Source organism: Thermaerobacillus caldiproteolyticus (assembly GCF_015326725.1).
Lineage (GTDB): Bacteria > Bacillota > Bacilli > Bacillales > Anoxybacillaceae > Thermaerobacillus > Thermaerobacillus caldiproteolyticus.
This window is the reverse complement of the sequence record NZ_CP064060.1, coordinates 339,266-356,740: the sequence shown is the minus strand read 5'-3', so window position 1 is coordinate 356,740 and position 17,475 is coordinate 339,266. Positions and strand designations below refer to the sequence as shown.

The 17,475-nt window shown below is 38.8% G+C and carries 16 protein-coding genes, 1 tRNA gene, 2 pseudogenes and 1 riboswitch; of the genes and pseudogenes, 10 read left to right on the top strand and 9 right to left on the bottom strand.

The genetic code is table 11. The features are described from left to right. Nucleotides 1–41 precede the first annotated feature (41 nt). The gene (locus ISX45_RS01915) at nucleotides 42–1,457 is read right to left on the bottom strand and encodes a branched-chain amino acid transporter BcaP (RefSeq protein ID WP_194519854.1); all 1,416 of its coding nucleotides are present in this window, start codon (nucleotides 1,455–1,457) and stop codon (nucleotides 42–44) included. Nucleotides 1,458–1,848: 391 nt separating this feature from the next. Between ISX45_RS01915 and ISX45_RS01910 the strand changes: the two genes are divergently transcribed. Together ISX45_RS01910 and ISX45_RS01905 are read left to right on the top strand one after the other, a co-directional pair. Beyond that, nucleotides 1,849–2,193, top strand: a complete 345-nt coding sequence (locus tag ISX45_RS01910; protein WP_194519853.1) for a DUF485 domain-containing protein — start codon at nucleotides 1,849–1,851, stop codon at nucleotides 2,191–2,193. Next, entirely contained in the window at nucleotides 2,193–3,734 is a 1,542-nt protein-coding gene (locus ISX45_RS01905; RefSeq protein WP_194519852.1) for a solute symporter family protein, read from the top strand. Before ISX45_RS01910 ends, ISX45_RS01905 begins: the two co-directional genes overlap by 1 nt. A gap of 43 nt (nucleotides 3,735–3,777) precedes the next feature. Here ISX45_RS01905 and ISX45_RS01900 read toward each other — a convergent pair whose 3' ends face one another. Then, complete coding sequence (locus ISX45_RS01900; protein ID WP_194519851.1) at nucleotides 3,778–4,959, bottom strand: GNAT family N-acetyltransferase; 1,182 nt, start codon at nucleotides 4,957–4,959, stop codon at nucleotides 3,778–3,780. A gap of 1,270 nt (nucleotides 4,960–6,229) precedes the next feature. Between ISX45_RS01900 and ISX45_RS01890 the strand changes: the two genes are divergently transcribed. Then, nucleotides 6,230–6,607: a hypothetical protein gene (locus ISX45_RS01890; protein ID WP_194519850.1), complete on the top strand. Its 378-nt coding sequence runs from the start codon at nucleotides 6,230–6,232 to the stop codon at nucleotides 6,605–6,607. Between the two features lie 138 nt (nucleotides 6,608–6,745). On the opposite strand, the pseudogene ISX45_RS01885 reads toward ISX45_RS01890, so the two are convergent. Then, nucleotides 6,746–6,976: pseudogene (locus tag ISX45_RS01885) on the bottom strand (transposase); the annotation flags it as partial. A gap of 654 nt (nucleotides 6,977–7,630) precedes the next feature. Next, nucleotides 7,631–7,933, bottom strand: coding sequence for a TIGR04104 family putative zinc finger protein (locus ISX45_RS01880; RefSeq protein WP_194519849.1), 303 nt, complete (start codon nucleotides 7,931–7,933; stop codon nucleotides 7,631–7,633). A gap of 874 nt (nucleotides 7,934–8,807) precedes the next feature. Here ISX45_RS01880 and ISX45_RS01875 point away from each other — a divergent pair. The 3 genes from ISX45_RS01875 (at nucleotide 8,808) to ISX45_RS01865 (ending at nucleotide 10,802) form a co-directional block, all read left to right on the top strand. Next, on the top strand, nucleotides 8,808–9,341 hold the full coding sequence (locus ISX45_RS01875; RefSeq protein WP_194519848.1) for a hypothetical protein: 534 nt from the start codon (nucleotides 8,808–8,810) through the stop codon (nucleotides 9,339–9,341). Between the two features lie 256 nt (nucleotides 9,342–9,597). Beyond that, nucleotides 9,598–9,846: a hypothetical protein gene (locus tag ISX45_RS01870; protein WP_194519847.1), complete on the top strand. Its 249-nt coding sequence runs from the start codon at nucleotides 9,598–9,600 to the stop codon at nucleotides 9,844–9,846. 14 nt (nucleotides 9,847–9,860) lie between these two features. Further along, nucleotides 9,861–10,802, top strand: coding sequence for a hypothetical protein (locus tag ISX45_RS01865; protein WP_194519846.1), 942 nt, complete (start codon nucleotides 9,861–9,863; stop codon nucleotides 10,800–10,802). Nucleotides 10,803–10,939: 137 nt separating this feature from the next. On the opposite strand, the pseudogene ISX45_RS01860 reads toward ISX45_RS01865, so the two are convergent. Then, nucleotides 10,940–12,110: pseudogene (locus ISX45_RS01860) on the bottom strand (IS3 family transposase). A 96-nt stretch (nucleotides 12,111–12,206) separates the two neighbouring features. Between ISX45_RS01860 and ISX45_RS20010 the strand changes: the two are divergent. Further along, nucleotides 12,207–12,527 (top strand): site-specific integrase, encoded by a 321-nt coding sequence (locus ISX45_RS20010; RefSeq protein WP_323744655.1) that lies wholly within the window; start codon nucleotides 12,207–12,209, stop codon nucleotides 12,525–12,527. Continuing rightward, entirely contained in the window at nucleotides 12,503–12,886 is a 384-nt protein-coding gene (locus ISX45_RS01855) for a tyrosine-type recombinase/integrase (protein ID WP_323744668.1), read from the top strand. The genes ISX45_RS20010 and ISX45_RS01855 overlap by 25 nt, the downstream gene beginning before the upstream one ends. A 130-nt stretch (nucleotides 12,887–13,016) precedes the next feature. Here the strand turns inward: ISX45_RS01855 and ISX45_RS01850 are convergent. Next, nucleotides 13,017–13,089 (bottom strand) — tRNA-Val (locus ISX45_RS01850). A gap of 141 nt (nucleotides 13,090–13,230) precedes the next feature. Here ISX45_RS01850 and ISX45_RS01845 point away from each other — a divergent pair. Both ISX45_RS01845 and ISX45_RS01840 read left to right on the top strand, forming a co-directional pair. Continuing rightward, complete coding sequence (locus tag ISX45_RS01845) at nucleotides 13,231–13,404, top strand: hypothetical protein (RefSeq protein WP_194519845.1); 174 nt, start codon at nucleotides 13,231–13,233, stop codon at nucleotides 13,402–13,404. Between the two features lie 543 nt (nucleotides 13,405–13,947). Further along, nucleotides 13,948–14,484 carry an HD domain-containing protein gene (locus ISX45_RS01840; protein ID WP_194519844.1) on the top strand — a complete coding sequence of 179 codons (537 nt, stop codon included), beginning with the start codon at nucleotides 13,948–13,950 and terminating at the stop codon, nucleotides 14,482–14,484. A 34-nt stretch (nucleotides 14,485–14,518) separates the two neighbouring features. On the opposite strand, the gene metC is transcribed toward ISX45_RS01840, so the two are convergent. The 3 genes from metC to ISX45_RS01825 form a co-directional block, all read right to left on the bottom strand. Next, entirely contained in the window at nucleotides 14,519–15,697 is a 1,179-nt protein-coding gene (gene metC / locus ISX45_RS01835; protein ID WP_194519843.1) for a cystathionine beta-lyase, read from the bottom strand. A gap of 4 nt (nucleotides 15,698–15,701) precedes the next feature. Continuing rightward, nucleotides 15,702–16,805 (bottom strand): methionine biosynthesis PLP-dependent protein, encoded by a 1,104-nt coding sequence (locus tag ISX45_RS01830; protein WP_181555833.1) that lies wholly within the window; start codon nucleotides 16,803–16,805, stop codon nucleotides 15,702–15,704. 77 nt (nucleotides 16,806–16,882) lie between these two features. Continuing rightward, nucleotides 16,883–16,995, bottom strand: a riboswitch (SAM riboswitch). Between the two features lie 183 nt (nucleotides 16,996–17,178). Then, entirely contained in the window at nucleotides 17,179–17,400 is a 222-nt protein-coding gene (locus tag ISX45_RS01825; protein WP_181555832.1) for a hypothetical protein, read from the bottom strand. Between the last annotated feature and the right edge of the window lie 75 nt (nucleotides 17,401–17,475).

Here is a 17,475-nt window from a genome sequence, read left to right as displayed (position 1 = left end):
GTCTTCGTTGTAGAAGTTTGTTACAGCATATTTTGTCACGTTTAGCTTACCTTTTCGTTTAAACTTTGTTCATTGTTTAATGTGCTATGCTTGCGACCATAGATAAAGTAAATAACAAGTCCAACGAGCAGCCATGAGACAAAGCCAATCCATGTCATCACTGGCAGCTGTAAAACTAAATAGCCACAAAAAGCAACTGCTAATAACGGAATGAGTGGAACCATTGGTACTTTAAATGCACGTTTTAAGTCTGGCTGTGTTTTCCGTAAAATGAGCACACCGATCGAAACAGTAATAAACGCGAATAGTGTTCCGATATTCGTTAATTCAGCCAATTTACTTAAAGGAACAACTCCAGCAAAGAAAGCGACTAATACGCCTGTTACCCATGTATTCACATACGGAACTTGTCGCACAGGATTTACCTTTGAAAATAACTTTGGTAATAAGCCATCGCGGCTAATCGCATAGAACAAGCGAGTTTGTCCATACATCATCACAAGCAATACTGTGGTAATACCAGCAATCGCTCCTAATGAGATAAAACCAGCGACCCAATCTTGATGAATATAGTTTAACGCAAAAGCAACTGGGTTTTTCACACCGAGTTGATTATAAGGAACAATTCCTGTTAATACGAGCGAAACAGCAATATATAGCAACGTACAAACAACTAAGGAAGCGATAATGCCGATTGGCATGTTCCGTTGCGGGTTACGCACTTCCTCCGCCGCTGTGGAAACAGCATCAAAGCCAATGTAAGCAAAAAATACTGTTGCTGCACCAGCTGCTACCCCTGAGAAACCATATGGCATAAATGGAGTCCAGTTATCTGGTTTTACATACCATACCCCTACAGCTAAAAAGAGAAATACAACCGCTACTTTAATAATTACCATAATCGCATTAAAGCGTGCAGACTTTTTAACGCCACGCGTTAATAAGAACGTAATAAGCAAAACAATGAAAATTGCCGGAACATCGATAAATGTTCCTTTTGCTGGATCGTAAGCGCTTGTCAATGCCTTTGGAAGTTCGATACCGAAGCCAGCAAGCAGACCTTGGAAATAACCGGACCACCCTGCTGCGACGGCAGACGAAGCAATCCCATATTCAAGGATTAAATCCCATCCGAGAATCCAAGCAATTAACTCTCCAAATGCTGCATAGCTGTATGTGTAAGCGCTTCCTGATACAGGTACTGTTGACGCAAACTCAGCATAACATAGAGCCGCGAACACGCAAGCGAGACCGGAAAGAATGAAAGAAAGAACGAGAGCTGGACCAGCATGTTCCGAAGCTGCAACTCCTGTTAGTACGAAAATACCTGTACCGATAATGGCCCCAATTCCAAGCATCGTTAAATCAAATGCACCTAATTCTTTTTTTAACGATGCTCCTTTCCCCCCCGCTTCTTTGAGCAGCACATCAATGGATTTTTTTCTGAATAAATTCATACGTTGTCTCCCCTTGTCGTTTCTCGTTAGAATTTGTTGAAAATTGTTGAAATTTGTTGGATTGTACATAGAAATTCTACATCATTCAATAATTTTTGTAAAGTTAGAAAATAAGAAAAAAAGCAAAAAATACTTTCGCGATTTTATACTTTAACGCAAAAAATAACAAAATTCAACCACTTTCTGCTGCTGGACTTTACTACTTCTTAATATTCTCTTTTTGTTTTACAAATAAGCTACCACTATTTTGAAAGCGGTTATATTTTTATTTAAGTTTTAATTTACAAATTTTTCTGATAAATATATAATGAAATTGTGACAAATTTATGAACATGATGAAAGGAGGATCGTTTGTTTTCTTCCGATTCAAAACAAACAAGGAGGATTTTTTATGGCCATACAGGAACGTTCTTCACTACAACAGCACTCTTCTATCGATTACAGCCAGATCGTCCAATCGCCATCGTTTCAACGTTTAATGCGCACAAAGAAACAGTTTATTTTGCCATTATCCTTATTCTTTTTAGCCTTTTACTTTGCCTTGCCGATCTTAACATCCTATTCGAAAGCATTAAACAACCCAGCAATTGGTTCAATTAGCTGGGCTTGGATTTTCGCCTTTGCACAATTTATTATGACATGGACACTGTGTGTTCTGTATTCAAGACGTGCCGCCCATTTCGATGAAATGGTTGAACAAATTAAACGGGAAATAAAGGAAGGAGGCAAGGGATAATGCACGGTTTAGCCTTTTTCTTATTTTTAATCATCGTAGCGTTAACTCTTGTCATTACTTACTTCGCTTCCAAACGGACAAAAACGACAAGCGAATTTTACACAGCTGACAGCAGCTTAACCGGATGGCAAAACGGCCTCGCCATCGCCGGTGATTATATGTCAGCAGCTTCATTTTTAGGTATTGCCGGAATGATTGCTCTCGCTGGATTTGACGGCTTTTTCTACAGTATTGGATTTCTCGTTGCTTATTTAGTCGTTCTATATATTGTTGCGGAACCTTTGCGCAATCTTGGAAAATATACTATGGCTGATATGATTGCTGCTCGCTTCGATGATAAAAAAGTTCGCGGAGTAGCAGCGCTGAACACGATTGCAATTTCTATTTTTTACATGATCGCCCAACTCGTCGGGGCGGGCGGACTGATTAAGCTATTATTGGGGCTTGATTATATTTACTCCGTTTTGATTGTCGGTACGCTCATGACCATTTATGTCGTATTCGGCGGTATGACCGCGACAAGCTGGGTGCAAATCATTAAAGCTGTGTTGCTCATGATAGGCACGTTCATCATTTCCATTATGGTCTTGGCTAAATTCGATTTCAGCTTCATCAAAATGTTCAACGAAGTCAAAACAGCTACCCCACTTGGAGAATCATTTCTTAACCCAGGCAACAAGTTTAAGGACCCGCTTGATACCATTTCATTGAACTTAGCTCTCATCTTAGGAACAGCAGGGCTTCCCCATATTTTAATTCGCTTTTTCACCGTAAAAGACGCGCCAACAGCTCGAAAGTCCGTTGTCCATGCGACATGGATTATTGGATTATTTTATGTCATGACGATTTTCTTGGGATTTGGTGCTGCTGCATTTGTCGGTTATGATAAAATTGTCGCAGCAAACCCAGCAGGAAATATGGCGGCTCCGTTATTAGCGGAAGCGCTCGGTGGCGATTTCTTGTTTGCCTTTGTATCTGCTGTGGCATTTGCAACGATTTTAGCAGTTGTGGCCGGCCTTGTATTATCCGCTGCATCAGCGTTTGCTCACGATTTCTACAGCCATATTATTCGCCGCGGCGAAGCGACAGAAAAAGAACAAATGGTAGCGGCACGCTGGGCTTCTGTCGGCGTCGCTGTACTCTCGATCCTTTTAGCGCTATTTGCCCAAAAAATGAACGTTGCTTTCCTTGTTTCGTTAGCGTTTGCTGTCGCTGCTAGCGCCAACTTGCCAATCATCCTGTTGACCATTTTCTGGCGCCGCTTTAATACAACGGGAGCCGTAACCGGAATGCTTGTTGGATTATTCAGTTCATTATTGCTCGTCGCCCTTAGTCCAAACGTTTGGTCCCCACAACCAGGAGCGGCGATTCTCGTCGGTGATCCTATCTTTAAATTGGCCAATCCAGGAATCGTATCGATTCCACTAGGATTTATCGCGGCGATTGTCGGCACATTGCTATCTTCGAAAAACGCCGACAGCAAGAAATTTGATGAAATTCTCGTGAAAGCGAATACAGGAATTAAGGAACTAACAAATTAAATGGGGAAAGCCTCATTCTCCGAGAAGAGTGAGGCTTTTCTTATCAAAAAAAGTCCATAAAAAACGACGTCCGGTATGGAAGGATCGCTTCGAGTCTCTCTACGTCTTCTTTTCTTCCTCCTAATTTCCCCATTTCGTAAAACGCGAGCGGACGCTCATATCCTAACAACAGCGCGGCTGCCGTGTTAATATCGAGTTGAAGCCCACGTTTCGGCGGATGCACACATGCCCCTTTCCCTTGCTCTTTGCGAAATACTTTTACTCCTTCATTGCTAAGCTGGTAAAATCCCGTATTCCATGGTGCATATTCATCGTAAATATGGAAAAATAGCGGCTCTTGTATCCTTTTGAATGGATATTGTTGTAAAAGCTTCTCCATATCAACAATCCTTGCCATAAAATAAGGAACAATTTCTTGCGTAATGCGCGGATTATGCAGTAAATACGGAAGCGGATCGTCCGCCGCTGTTATGATAGTCACTTTATCTGCCATCGAATCATGCTGGCAAATAAAATTCCATAGCGCTCTTTTTGCTTCCGAATCAAGCGCTACCATCTCTTGCACGTCCATATGACGGTTTTTCATTTGATACAACATATAGCCTCTACGTTCATTGTTTTGATTGACATAAACGACCTCATGCGTATCTTTTGTCAATATTTTCTGCTCCCACCATCTCATCGTCCGCTGCAACATTCCGTTATAACGATGCGAAAACTCCTCATAGATTGGATGAATCGTCTGAAACAGCGCTTCTTTTTCTACTCGCTCCATGCGCCCATGAGCCATCGGCAAAAATCGCAAATCTTTTTGTTCTATTGTTAATTTTTTGTATAACGCAAAAAGCTCCCAACCGAAGCGGCGATAAAATGAAATTTGAAACGGATGAAGAAATGAAATCGTTTGCTGTTTCTTCCGCATTTCTTCTAATGCGACCTTCAACAGCTCAGCTACTTTTCCTTCTCTTCGATACTCCGGCCATGTTGCCACTCCCGCAATCCCCCCCATTGAAAACGATTGTTTATGAATGACAACATGCAAAGGCAGCACATGAAGCTTGGCAGTCAGCTGTCCATTTTCGAAATCTCCCCATATGTCTTCTTCATCCATTCGCTGCTTTCTTATCTCTTTTTGTTCTTCCGTTAGTTCGTATTGAAATGCATACTGTGATAGACGAAGACTTTGTTCATAATCCTGTTCTGTCAATAATCGAATCTGTGACATACAATATCCCTCCCGCTTTTTATAGTCCTTCAAATTCATTTCTCTCCTTCTTTCTCTATTCCTCTCTCATTTTTCAGAAAAAGTTTTTTGTTTTCAGACAAAAATGAGTAACTGTTCCTCGATTACATACTAGCGAAGCTCAATGCAACCAATTGGAGAGAATATGCATAAAAAAGAACAAAATCATTTATCACGCCATATAGTGGCGTTTTCCCTAGGAACCATTAACACTATGCCAGCGGAGACAGCTCAATTCAACCGAGTACTACTTCCAACGTTTAAGGAACAAACACAACCAATGAGATACAAATCCTTCGGACACTCAACCATTAACAACAGTCAATGAAACGGACAATACAGCAGCCACCGCTGACATCAGTATAGAAATTCCTTTTCTCTTACCGGGAGATTTTTTATGATAAAAAAATTCAACTATCATTAACCTTTAACAATGCGAAAAAAGCAAAATTATTCACTGTGCGTTCACCCAAAATCGTATCTCTGAACCCCAAAGCGCCGCTAGCTCAAAGAGGAGAACAATTATCAAAAAAATGCTTGAAAAGTTGACAATCCCCTCTCATTGAACCAAAAACATATAATAGCTGCTGCTTCCATACTGAACCAAAATAAAAAACCCGAACTCTTCATTTCAAGTTCGGGTTTCGTATGATAATTCCGACTGGACTCGAACCAGCGACCTCTACCCTGTCAAAATAGAAAGGGGAAAAACAAGTGAGTTAAATACATAAAATGAGTTAAATCGAATTAAAATGTGTCTTGAAAATACGCGATATTTCAAGGTTTTTCTGTTTAAGAGAGTTAATAAAAATTAAATAAATTAATTGTGTTAAAGTGCCTCTTGTGCAGATTTTTCTTCGGTGTGTAGTATGTGGTTCCTGAGTTAAGTCCATATAATTGTGTAAAAAGAGCCACGTCGCTTCCCCTTTGGCCAAATAAACAGTGAACCCCAAACATAAGGAGGAATGCAACGATGACTCAATATCATATTCCCATAATAATAAACTTTTGCACGAGTTATTGCTGAAAGATCAAGGATTGACTAAGCTACTCGAATAAATTCTGAATCAAATCCTTGAAGAAGGGTTTGAAGACGCCACGGCAGTTTTAGACTATCCAGGCCGTTACTGTCGTCGTTTGCACACAACCAATGGGATGGAACGGCTGAACGAAAATATTGAATTTTTTAGTTAAAATTATAAAAATTTGCACAATGAAGTCGATATAATAAAATAGAAAGGAAGTGAGAATAATGTTGAGTGGATTAAACCAAGAACAGATTGCAAATTTTAATTCTAATCGTCAACTTTGGATGCTTCGATCTCTTTATGGATATAAAGGACATGTATTAGAGGAAAAAAATAATGTTGTTATTTTAGATGGTAAAGGTTTTAGAAATATGATGGAAAATGCAACGGAACCCATTAATCCAGATAATGTGATACACATGTCAGCGGAAGAAGAACGTCAACTTCGCAGCAACGGAAACAGTGAACTCCTTATTCAAGCATTGAAAAGAGCTGGTGAATTAGGAATACTAGATCCAAATGGGCATCAAAAATCACCTGTTGTACAACGAATTAATCGAAACATCAATCAAATTTTAGGATATAAAGCTTACGGATTATAATCAAGAAAAACTGGAAAAGGGCGTTCATTTAGTAATTTTTATTATTTTTTTCAATAATCAGGTGTTATACAACTAAGCCACCTAGACGAGCAATTTCTATAACATTTTTGCGGAATTTTGCATTATTTGGAATTTATTCTCACGTGTACTCATGCCACTTTGATACATCTTGATGATCGCTTCCTCCAGCCAGCCGGTGTGCCGTTGGCAAGGAGCAAACAACTGCGTTTGAAATTCCCCATTTCGGTCTCTTGGGGCCAAAAGACCTTCAATCCGGTCATATTGCGTATCTAGATTTCGTTGATAGTAGTCATTTCTCATATTCGATGTTTCCGCCTGTTCAATTTAGAGAAAATTTTTGATTTCTTCCTCCTAAAATGGAAACAAATATTTTTTGAAGAAATTAATAAGGAAGGAATAATGATAAACGAAAACTAAATTTCTTAATTACTTTAGTCCTATTCTATTAATGGGATATGGTGTTTATCAGGTCATTAATAATGGTGTTGATATAACTTCTATTATTATTATCTTAGCTGCCACCTTTTCATTAATCTTGACCATTTATTCCGAAAATATCAAAAATGATGAAAAAAATAAAAATAAATATAGTACATTCACGGACCTAAAAGACCATCGTTTATTCAAGCAAAAGTAAATAAAAAGAATCATACATTATTATTCTAACTGGTGGTTTAGTTGAAGAACAGTTTCCAAAATATTAGAGAGAATAGGGCTTGGTTCTATTATTCTTACTTAGAACCAAGCCTTATTATTTTTATCCAGTTAAATGGAAATCGATTTTGTACTTCCAAGAAGAAATTAAATCAACCTTGTAATATTCCAACCCTCTTTCCAGCAAAACATTTACTAGTGCATTTATTTTAATGATTTTTCTACACTTTGATTTTTTGGGTATCCGTGTTTTATGGTGAAAAGTCATTCTATAATTCTATTTTAAGAATGTCTCTGTTAAATTTTATTGTTTGTTGATTTAAGAACATGAAGAATAGGCTACTGTATTCAGAACAGAGCCTCTTCTTTGTTTGTTACCTCGACAAGAAATGGTACGATCAATACGACTAAGAGAGAATAAACAATTAATGTGATAACGGAGATTGTCGTTGGAATTTGGAATGAAGTCAAAATCACAAACAAGATAGGCACGGTTGCCGCTACGAGAAACAATTTCTTTTTCGACTTAGCGGTAAAAAATAGTTGTTGCTTGCAATTTGGACAACGCAACAAGTATCTGTTGACAAGCAGCGTCTGCTTAAATATCTCTGTCCACGAAAGTTTTCGGTTACAATTTACACATGAAGGCATATTTCATCCCCCTCTTGCTCTCAGCCATGACACATTAGGAAATGGCAAAAGTTGACCTTCTTAAAGATTCATATTAAAATTTCTGTTTCTTTACTCCATATACCTCCCACAAAAGATTTTTACATCCATATTTACAATACCATTTTTCGTCAATAATTCTATGTTCCATTACTTTTTCCTTCTTTAATTAAATTGTCCATTAGTGAAATAAGTTTTGCTTAAAAACAATTATATTTGCTTAAAAACAATTATAAATATATTTCTACCACATAATCCGAAGAGCCGATTTTTTATTGTGTTATACATTTCTTCTGTTAAGAAAAAGATTTTCTTCTCCTTTACTTTGAGTGATCGACTTTTAAGTAATCTTTGAACATTTTATACCCCATATCGATAGTCTCTTCACTATTTACTGCTTTTTGATTATCTGATTTCTTTTTTACAAACGGTTTATCAACTGCAAATGAAAATTATAACTTATTACATTTTTTCTCTACTAATTCTATGTAAAACTATTTGTAAATTTTACTTCAGCCTAAAAACTAAAAAACAAAAGCCAAGAATGCTGTAAAATAAACACTCTTAGGTTTTTAATTTAGGTGCATTTTACTTTAAATTGGACTTTTTAGACAGCCTCAATAGTAAGTAAGGAATTTCTTTACTCAAAAGGAATACCACCTGAACAACTTACCCTCTTAATAAAAAATATATTCAAATTTTTCCTTATATTGTTAAATTATTTATTTAAAAAAACCGATAATAATAATGAATACTATTTTAGGAGGGAAGTATGAAATGAATTCATTTTTTTGAAAAATCAGGTAAGGTATTGTTGCTGGTTTTCACTCTAATTTTCACGTTGGTGACGATTGGAGTGCAGAAAAGCTATGCGAATGAATTACTTGGAACCAAGCCAAACATGAATTCTATCATTGAACTCCAAAAAGGTCTGGAGTTTACCGAAGAATCATTAGCGGTAGACATTGATAAAGCGAAAATAGAAACAGAAATAAAAATCAACAAAGATGAAGCTATAAAAATCCAAAGCGATAATAAATTCAAACCTCAATCCCAATATGGTGTAGGCGGATTAATCTTAAATACGCAGGATTCCTTAACAGAAGAGGACCCGATGGATTTATTTTTCTTTAGTCCGACTTCCGATAAAATTTTAGTTTCTAGAATATTATCTGGGAACGAAGATTATATATTGCAACTTTATGTTGTAGATTATGAAAATGGACTAGCGTATCCAACGGAATTTACCACTTCACCGGGAAAACTAATGCTAATCAATATACCGGCAGGTGATTATGCTTTAGGTGTGTTATCAAAAGGAACTTTGGGAGATTCATACACCATTCAAATGAATGCTTCTAATCCTGCTAATTTTAATGAAGCCTTATAATTTCACAAGATCTCACAAAATTCGTTGCAAAATATAGTGATGGTTCTTTGTATTCAAACGGCCAATATGTGTTGAATGTAAACGGATTAACAACGAACATCTTAATTAGGAAAGAAAATATTATTTTTCATACAATGGGGGATATTCACAAAGAACACATTCCCTATCGGATATAAAAATATCTTCCATTTCAAGCCCGATTTCCTACTCTTCCAATTATGCAAGTTCTGATTTTGCAATTATGGTATATCTAGATGTGGGGACGCTTTTCACATACCATGAATCGCAATATCAATCTGGTCCAAACCCATACTACTACAGTTCATTTGTCGATACTTTAGGTAAAGAGACATCGCGTAGACTGGAAGCTGACGATTTTAACTATGGTGATCACATCTTAATCGTCGATTTAACAACGGGGAAATCAATCGACTTCTTCAGTGTGTTGAATTTTTACTATGCAAGTGGTGTAGAACCATTACCTTCTATTGATTATTTAGAATAGGAGGGGATGACCCCATGAAAATTGATCTTGGATATATCGGAGCGATGGTCGCCCGAAATGATGCCAGAATGCCATCCATACATGAAATCAAAAATCCATTAGCTGGAAAGCAAGTAGAAGTCATCAGAAATGGAGAGGCTTATAAAATCACCCTTTCGGATGAAATCAAACAGGTTCAAGGTCTGATGAGCATGACGGTAGAAGAGTTTTTTTCAAAAGATATTAACGTACAAAACGCAGACCCTACCGATATTTTTTCTTATCGGCCACAGGATCAATGGCTCGTTTTCAGTCAATATTTACATGAGTCCAAATACTTTGATTCGCTAAGCGATGAAGAATTGAAGAAAGTGGAATCCATCTTACAACACATTACGGATGGAATGGATAGTTTAGCGAAATATGCAGGGATTAACCTTTTTGGAATAAAGAAGCAACAGCTTAACTCTTATGAAGCACATCTTGAACTTGCTTCTTCGACAGCTGCGCTTCAACATTTCAGCGATACGTTTTTAAGTGGTGATGTAAAAACCGGATTTAATCAACTGATTCAAGATTATGTTCGTCACAATACGAAAAAAGTGATGGATTATCAATCTGTAGAGGAAATATTCTATGCAGCACGGGCCAAAATCAATCCGCTGAATGCTCCACTAACATACCAACAAGCACGTCATTTATCAATGACGAATAAACTCGGAAAAACCATTTATACACACGAAGAAATTGAATCGGTGATAAAAAATTATCAAGAAATGTTTAAAGAAATTAAAAATGAAGATGATTTATCCTCTGTTCTATTAAAAGCTAAAGAACAGCTGCTCGAATTTGTAACGAAAGGTATTTCACCAAAGGATGCGGATTACCAATTAGCAAAAGATTTTGTTACACAACGTTCCAATGATACATTCAATCGAATCGAGAATTACTGGCATATGTTATTGCAAGAAAAATAATGCTAAAAGATAGGGCAAAATTTTGTACTTTTAGTTACGGTATGTATTACCCTTTTGGAGATAGCCAATTTTGGCTATCTCTTTTTTGGTGCTATGTCAAGAAAACGGACACGTTAAACAGAGAGAAATAGCTGAACTTAGGCAGCTACTTTTCTCTGGTTGGCGTAGTAAGTAGTTTCAAATTCACATAGCGATACATAGCCAAGGGCGGAATGACTTCTTTTTCGGTTGTAGAAGCATTCAATGTATTCGAAAATTGCTTGTTTTGCTTCTTTCCGCGTACGGAATCGATTCAGATAGATGCATTCTTTCTTGATTAGGATATGAAATGACTCCATATACAAGCGTTGTCGTAACAGTTCCCACGTCTCGACATACTGACTTGAAAATGATGCTCTTGTAACAACTGCTGATAATCATTGGATGCATACTGGCTTCCACGACCCGAGTGGTGAATGACTCTTCCTGTTGGTTTCTCGTTGTTTAACGCTCGTTGTAAGGCTTTGATGACTAATTCTTTCGTCATTCGTGTATCGATATACCATCCTATAATCTTACGAGTATATAAATCCATGATACTGGCTAGATACAACCAGCCTTCATCGGTAGGAATGTGCGTAATATCCGCCATCCATACTTCATTCGGAGCCGTTGCTTGAAAGTTTTGTTTCAATAGATTGTCATATACGTTGTAAGGATGGTTACTGTTCGTAGTGGCTTTGAATTTACGGACGGTAATGGATCTCAAGCCTTCTTCGCTCATGATGCGAGCGACCGTCTTTTGAGACACACGAATCCCTTGTTTGCGTAGTTCTTGCGTAATTTTTGGGCTTCCGTAAATCTTACGGGACTTTAGATACTCATTTCGAATCTGTTGAGTGAGTTGTTCTTTTCGTTCTTTCTGTTTACTTTTCGGACGCTTGAGCCAGTCGTAATACCCACTTTTGGAAACACCGAGCACTTGACACATCTTCACCACGCGAAATTCGTTTCGGTGTTGAAAAATAAATGCGTAAATTACTTCTGGTTTCTGGTGAAGATGCCTAACGCCTTTTTTAGGATCGCTAATTCCTCCTCTAACTCTTGATTGCGGCGGCGTAATTCGATGATTTCTTGATTTTGCGGCTTGATATGACCTGAACCCACAAAACTCTTTCCGTTGCTTTCTTTGTATTCTTTAACCCAACGGTGAAGAGTGTTGTAAGCCAAACCTAGTTCTTTTGCCACTTGGGCGATGGATTTGTCCCCCTCCAAGCATAATTCAACAGCCTGAATCTTGTATTCTTGATCAAATGTTCTCTTTCTCATGATTGGACACCTCGAACTTATTGTAATTAAGTTTATTATAGTCTCCCTGTTCTCCGTGTCCAATTTTTAGACTAACATCAAGCGGTAAAATGGTCATTGGTTAAAGTAAATCCTGTAAAAAATGCTAAACCACCCAAAGTGAAAAGTGAAGAAAAAATTACATGGACAGTGGATGAGGTAAATCGATTTCTGAATCTGATTAAAAATAGCTCTATGGAGATCCCTTACCTTCTTGCGATTTTCACAGGGATGCGGCGCGGAGAAGTTTTAGGACTGAAATGGGATGACGTGGATTTTGAGAATAAGAAAATCCGCATCAAGCGCAGCTTATGCTTTGTCTCAGGCAAAGGATTAATTTTTAAAGAGCCTAAAACAAAAAATCGAAAAGGCAAATTTCGATTTCTCAACATGTTGTAGATGTATTAAAGAAACATAAACAAAAACAAGAATTTCAGAAGGAGAAATTGGGTACTCAATACCAAGATAACAATTTAATTGTCTGCACTGATGACGGAAAACCTCTTGATCCACGAAACTTGTTACGACAATTTTATTGCTTGATCGAAGAAGCAAATGTACCACGTATAAGTTCCCATAATTTGCGGCATACACATGCAACCATCTTAATGCAACAAGGCGAAAATCCAAAAGTGGTTAGCGAACGGCTAGGACATTCTCGCGTCGGTATAACTTTAGATTTATACTCACATGTCAGCGATGATTTACAAGAGCAAGCAGCAGAGAAATTTGAAAATGCCCTATTAAAACAGAGTTAGAATCCTTTAGTTAACTAAAGGTGCAAGTTTTGTGCAAGTTTTTAAATTACGGAGATTGTAACACAATTGCTAATAAAACGAAAAAGCTTGAAACCCTTGATACGCCAGGATTTCAAGCCTTCCACTTTAGTGATTCCGACTGGGCTCGAACCAGCGACCTCCACCCTGTCAAGGTGGCGCTCTCCCAGCTGAGCTACGGAATCAAGCAGGTTTTATCAATCACATTTTCAATTATATTCATGTCCGCATACATTGTCAAATATTTTTTTAAAAAAATCGTGATGATCGCTTAGGTTATTTTGATCTGTTACAACGAACATGCAATCTACTAGAAAGAGAGTACTATGATGAGCTTAAAAATCCGCATATATTCTGACTTCGTTTGTCCGTTTTTGTTTTATTGGAAAAATCCGCTGATGGAAGCAGTGAACGGAAAAGATATTGAAATCGAATGGATGCCGTTTGAACTTCGCTCATATTCGACGGAGCCGATGTCACTAAACAACGAATGCATCTAGCAAACACAACATCAATCGGTCAAACCGCTTTCGACGCAATTTGGCGTAAACATGTAGATTCCAGAGACTGATCCAGTTCCGCCGCATGCAGGATATCAATACACCTACGAACAAGGAAAAACGCTTGAATACGCTCGCTCTGTTTTTTCAGCATATTGACAAGAAAAAAATATAAGCAATATTACCGTGTTAAGCGAAATCTCCGAAAAATTTCGAGCTGTAGTCAAAATGCGAGCTTTAAAGAAATCCATCAACAAGCATTAAAAGCACGCTTACGAAGAAGTTCAAGTTACCGCCGTTCCGAAATCCATCATCAAAAATCGTATGCTTTACGGCTTACATACGAAAGAAGAAGTTAAAACAAATCATCAACGAGTAAACATAAAGCGATGAATGAAGGTTTCGATACATACACAGCCGTACCACTTCTAACGTGTTGCGGATTTTTTTGTTCAGTAAACGTTACCGATGATGTTTTTCTATTGTCCTTATTCCGTTTGATATGTTATGATGAAAGGAAACACATAAAACGGAGGGGTCAGCATGCGATACGTCACGCTAACAGACGTGTTTATCCATCCGATTGCGCAAAAATATTTAAAACGCTCTGGTGTTGCTCATGCGATTGCTACGGCTTATCATGCGTATCGATTAGCCATCAAGCATAACGTTAATGTCGATTTAGCAACAAAGGCAGCGCTTCTGCATGACATTGGCCATTACGAATGGTATTCCGATGGGAAATGGGATTATGAACAATACAAACAAAATGACATTCACGCAATTAAAGGCGCAGAACGAGCGCACAAGCTGCTGATCCGCCTAGGCGAACACCCACAAAACGCAAAAGAAATTGCACTCGCCATTCTTTTGCATACCGACTCCTATCTGCCAGAAGGCGAATTAAAACGAAAACCATTGCAAACAATTATCAAACTTGCCGACGAAGCAGATGAGGAGCCAGACGGCAAGCATCACTACCGAAAAATTGATGATGCGCTCGCTTTGAAAAAAGTGAAACAATTGGATGAACTCGTCAACAAACAACTTCAACAAGAACGGCTTGATGAAATTATATAAGGCTAGGCAAAAATAAAGACCTAGCCTTCTGTATTTATCGAATAATTGCTGTTGACTTTGCCTTGACATAGGAGAGCGCCTCGTCAAAGTCGGCAATTAAATCATCCGCCGCTTCTAGACCAACACTTAAGCGCAATAGCCCATCCGTAATTCCTCTTCGTTCCCTCTCCTCTTTCGGCATCGCTGCGTGCGACATTTTCGCTGGATACGACAAAATCGATTCTACTGCCCCTAAACTAACGGCAAACACTGGAATTTTCACATGCTTCACAAATGTACGTACCGCCTCTTCATCTGCTAGCCGGAATGATAACACTGCACCAAATCCGGATGATTGATAGCGTTGAATCGAGTGACCAGGATGGTGAGAAAGCCCTGGATAATACACTTCTTCTACTTTCGGATGCGCTGCTAAATAACGAGCGATTTGCAACGCTGATTGTGTAGATTGCTGCAAGCGGACATGAAGCGTCTTCAATCCACGCAACACAAGCCACGCGTCTTGCACTCCTAGCACTGCACCAAAGGCATTTTGCAATCTATACAGTTGATTAGCAAGTCCCTCATCTTTGACAACGGCAAGCCCGGCCACCACATCGCTGTGCCCAGATAAAAACTTCGTCGCGCTGTGAAGAACGACATCAACCCCTAGATCCAGCGGACGCTGCAACGCCGGAGTCATAAACGTATTATCTAAAAATGTTAAACAGCCGTTCGCTTTGGCAAGCTTAACAATGCCGCGAATGTCGGTAATTTTTAAAAGCGGATTCGACGGCGTTTCCACATAAATTACTTTCGTGTTTGGACGAATATGGGAAGCGACTTCATGCAAATCGGTCATATCAACAAACGTATATTCGATTCCAAACCGGCTTAGTACATCGGTAATAATGCGGTACGTGCCTCCGTAAACATCTTCTGTCACAAGGACGTGATCCCCTTTTGACAATAATAAAAACGCTGTAGAAATCGCCGCCATTCCAGAAGAAAAGGCAAAACCTCGCACTCCTCCTTCGAGCTCTGCGATCGTCTCTTCCAACGCTTCCCTTGTCGGATTGCCAGAACGGCTGTAATCGTATTTGCCGAATGTATCAAAATCGGCCTGATGAAATGTCGACGCGTGTTGAATCGGGACGCTCACCGCCCCGGTTTGCTCATCTACTTTCCATTTGTTATGAAGCAAATTTGTTTGAAAAGAGAACTCTTTTTTCACTTCGCTACACCTCTTTCATTTTTTCCAAGGCTTGCGACAAGTCGGCAATTAAATCTTCAACATGTTCGATGCCAACGGAAAATCGCAATAAGCGGTTACAGACGCCGTTGGCAATGCGAATTTCTTCTGGAATATCGGCATGTGTCTGCGTCGCTGGGTATGTAATAAAACTCTCGACACCCCCTAAACTTTCGGCAAACGTAATCACTTGTAAGTTCTGTAAAAAGCGATTAACCCACGCTTCATCGCGCAGGCGAAACGACAGCATCCCTCCCCGTCCCGGATACAAGACATCCGTAATATCTTCACAGGCGGCTAAAAATTCGCTAATTTTTCGTGCGTTTTCCTCGTGTTGTCTCATTCGCAGCGCCAGCGTTTTCATGCCGCGAATCAAGAGCCAAGAATCAAACGGCGAGAGAACGGCACCGATGGCATTATGATATTCCGCTAACTGTTGACAAAGATCCTCGCCCTTTGCAACAACTAATCCAGCTAATACATCGTTATGGCCGCCTAAATATTTCGTGGCACTATGGATGACAATATCAGCTCCTTGCTTAATCGGTTGTTGAATAACCGGGGTGTAAAACGTGTTGTCAACGATGAGAAGCAGTCCGTGTCGCTTCGCTAATTGCGCTACTTCTGTAATGTCTGTTTCTTGCATTAATGGATTGGTCGGGGTTTCCAGAAAAATCGCTTTTGTTTTTTCCGTAATCAAATTCTCCACTAATTGTATGTCGCGAAAATCTACATAATGAAAACCTAATCCGTATTTTCGCCATCCTCTTTCGAAAAGTCGATATGTACCGCCATAAAGATCAGCAGAAACTAAAAACTCATCCCCGCTTTCAAATAGTGCTAAAATCGTTTGAATCGCTGCCATCCCGGAACTGAACGCATAGCCGCGATCTCCGCCTTCCAGCTTTGCGATCGCTTCTTCGACAATTTTCCGGGTTGGATTGCCGGTCCGAATATAATCGAAGCCTGTTGACTGTCCGATACCTTCATGACGGTACGCGGTGGAAAAATAAACAGGAGGATTCACCGTTCCTGTCACGTTCTCACTTCTGTTTCCGATCTGCGCCAGTAATGTTTCCAGTTTCTCCATGCTTCTCTCCCCTTTTCCGGTAAAATAAAAAAAGCCTTCTAAGAAGAAGACTTTTTGCATACTCCACGAAGTGCTTCTTCTTATCTGCCGAATTGAAACCAATTCGCTGGATTTAGCACCTGGCCAATAAAACATTGGCTGGTTGCTGAAGCTTCACTGGGCCAGTTCCCTCCGCTTCTCTTGATAAGAATCCGTTTTCTGTTATTCATTTTTCAGATTTTCTTACAATGTAACTCATTCTCACAAATTTTTCAAGTAATTTTTAAAATTTTTATTCATCGTTATATACTGAATGATTCTGCGTAGAAAGCTCCAAACAGTGAGTTTTCTTTTCCGATATACGATTCGTTTACTTGCTGATTTATATAAATTATCAAAAAAATTGCGCTTCATTCTCTTTTACGAGATCAACAAGGTTTGAAGTACTTGTCAAAATCGGATTATCCATATTGTTAAAATTCGAGTGTATCCCTGCCATAAAAAAGAGTTTTTCCCCTAATACAGCCGCACCATATGGAGAAAGATCTTCCATGGCGTCTCCCAGAAAAGAAGGAACAACTTTGTCCCCTTTCTTAATCGTTGAAACACGTTCCATAACAGTTTCCCCAAGTTTTGAAAGCTAATCTATCTTACTTATAAAATCATTTTCATAACAAACACCCCAGTGTGA

What these genes read in the sequence shown, in the direction of transcription:
- ISX45_RS01890 (WP_194519850.1), top strand. Translation starts at nt 6,230, where the DNA reads ATGTTGAGTGGATTAAACCAAGAACAGATTGCAAATTTTAATTCTAAT.
- ISX45_RS01915 (WP_194519854.1), bottom strand. Translation starts at nt 1,457, where the DNA reads ATGAATTTATTCAGAAAAAAATCCATTGATGTGCTGCTCAAAGAAGCG.
- ISX45_RS01830 (WP_181555833.1), bottom strand. Translation starts at nt 16,805, where the DNA reads ATGGAGAAACTGGAAACATTACTGGCGCAGATCGGAAACAGAAGTGAG.
- ISX45_RS01825 (WP_181555832.1), bottom strand. Translation starts at nt 17,400, where the DNA reads ATGGAACGTGTTTCAACGATTAAGAAAGGGGACAAAGTTGTTCCTTCT.
- ISX45_RS01905 (WP_194519852.1), top strand. Translation starts at nt 2,193, where the DNA reads ATGCACGGTTTAGCCTTTTTCTTATTTTTAATCATCGTAGCGTTAACT.
- ISX45_RS01900 (WP_194519851.1), bottom strand. Translation starts at nt 4,959, where the DNA reads ATGTCACAGATTCGATTATTGACAGAACAGGATTATGAACAAAGTCTT.
- ISX45_RS01880 (WP_194519849.1), bottom strand. Translation starts at nt 7,933, where the DNA reads ATGCCTTCATGTGTAAATTGTAACCGAAAACTTTCGTGGACAGAGATA.
- ISX45_RS01840 (WP_194519844.1), top strand. Translation starts at nt 13,948, where the DNA reads ATGCGATACGTCACGCTAACAGACGTGTTTATCCATCCGATTGCGCAA.
- ISX45_RS01910 (WP_194519853.1), top strand. Translation starts at nt 1,849, where the DNA reads ATGGCCATACAGGAACGTTCTTCACTACAACAGCACTCTTCTATCGAT.
- ISX45_RS01865 (WP_194519846.1), top strand. Translation starts at nt 9,861, where the DNA reads ATGAAAATTGATCTTGGATATATCGGAGCGATGGTCGCCCGAAATGAT.
- ISX45_RS01845 (WP_194519845.1), top strand. Translation starts at nt 13,231, where the DNA reads ATGATGAGCTTAAAAATCCGCATATATTCTGACTTCGTTTGTCCGTTT.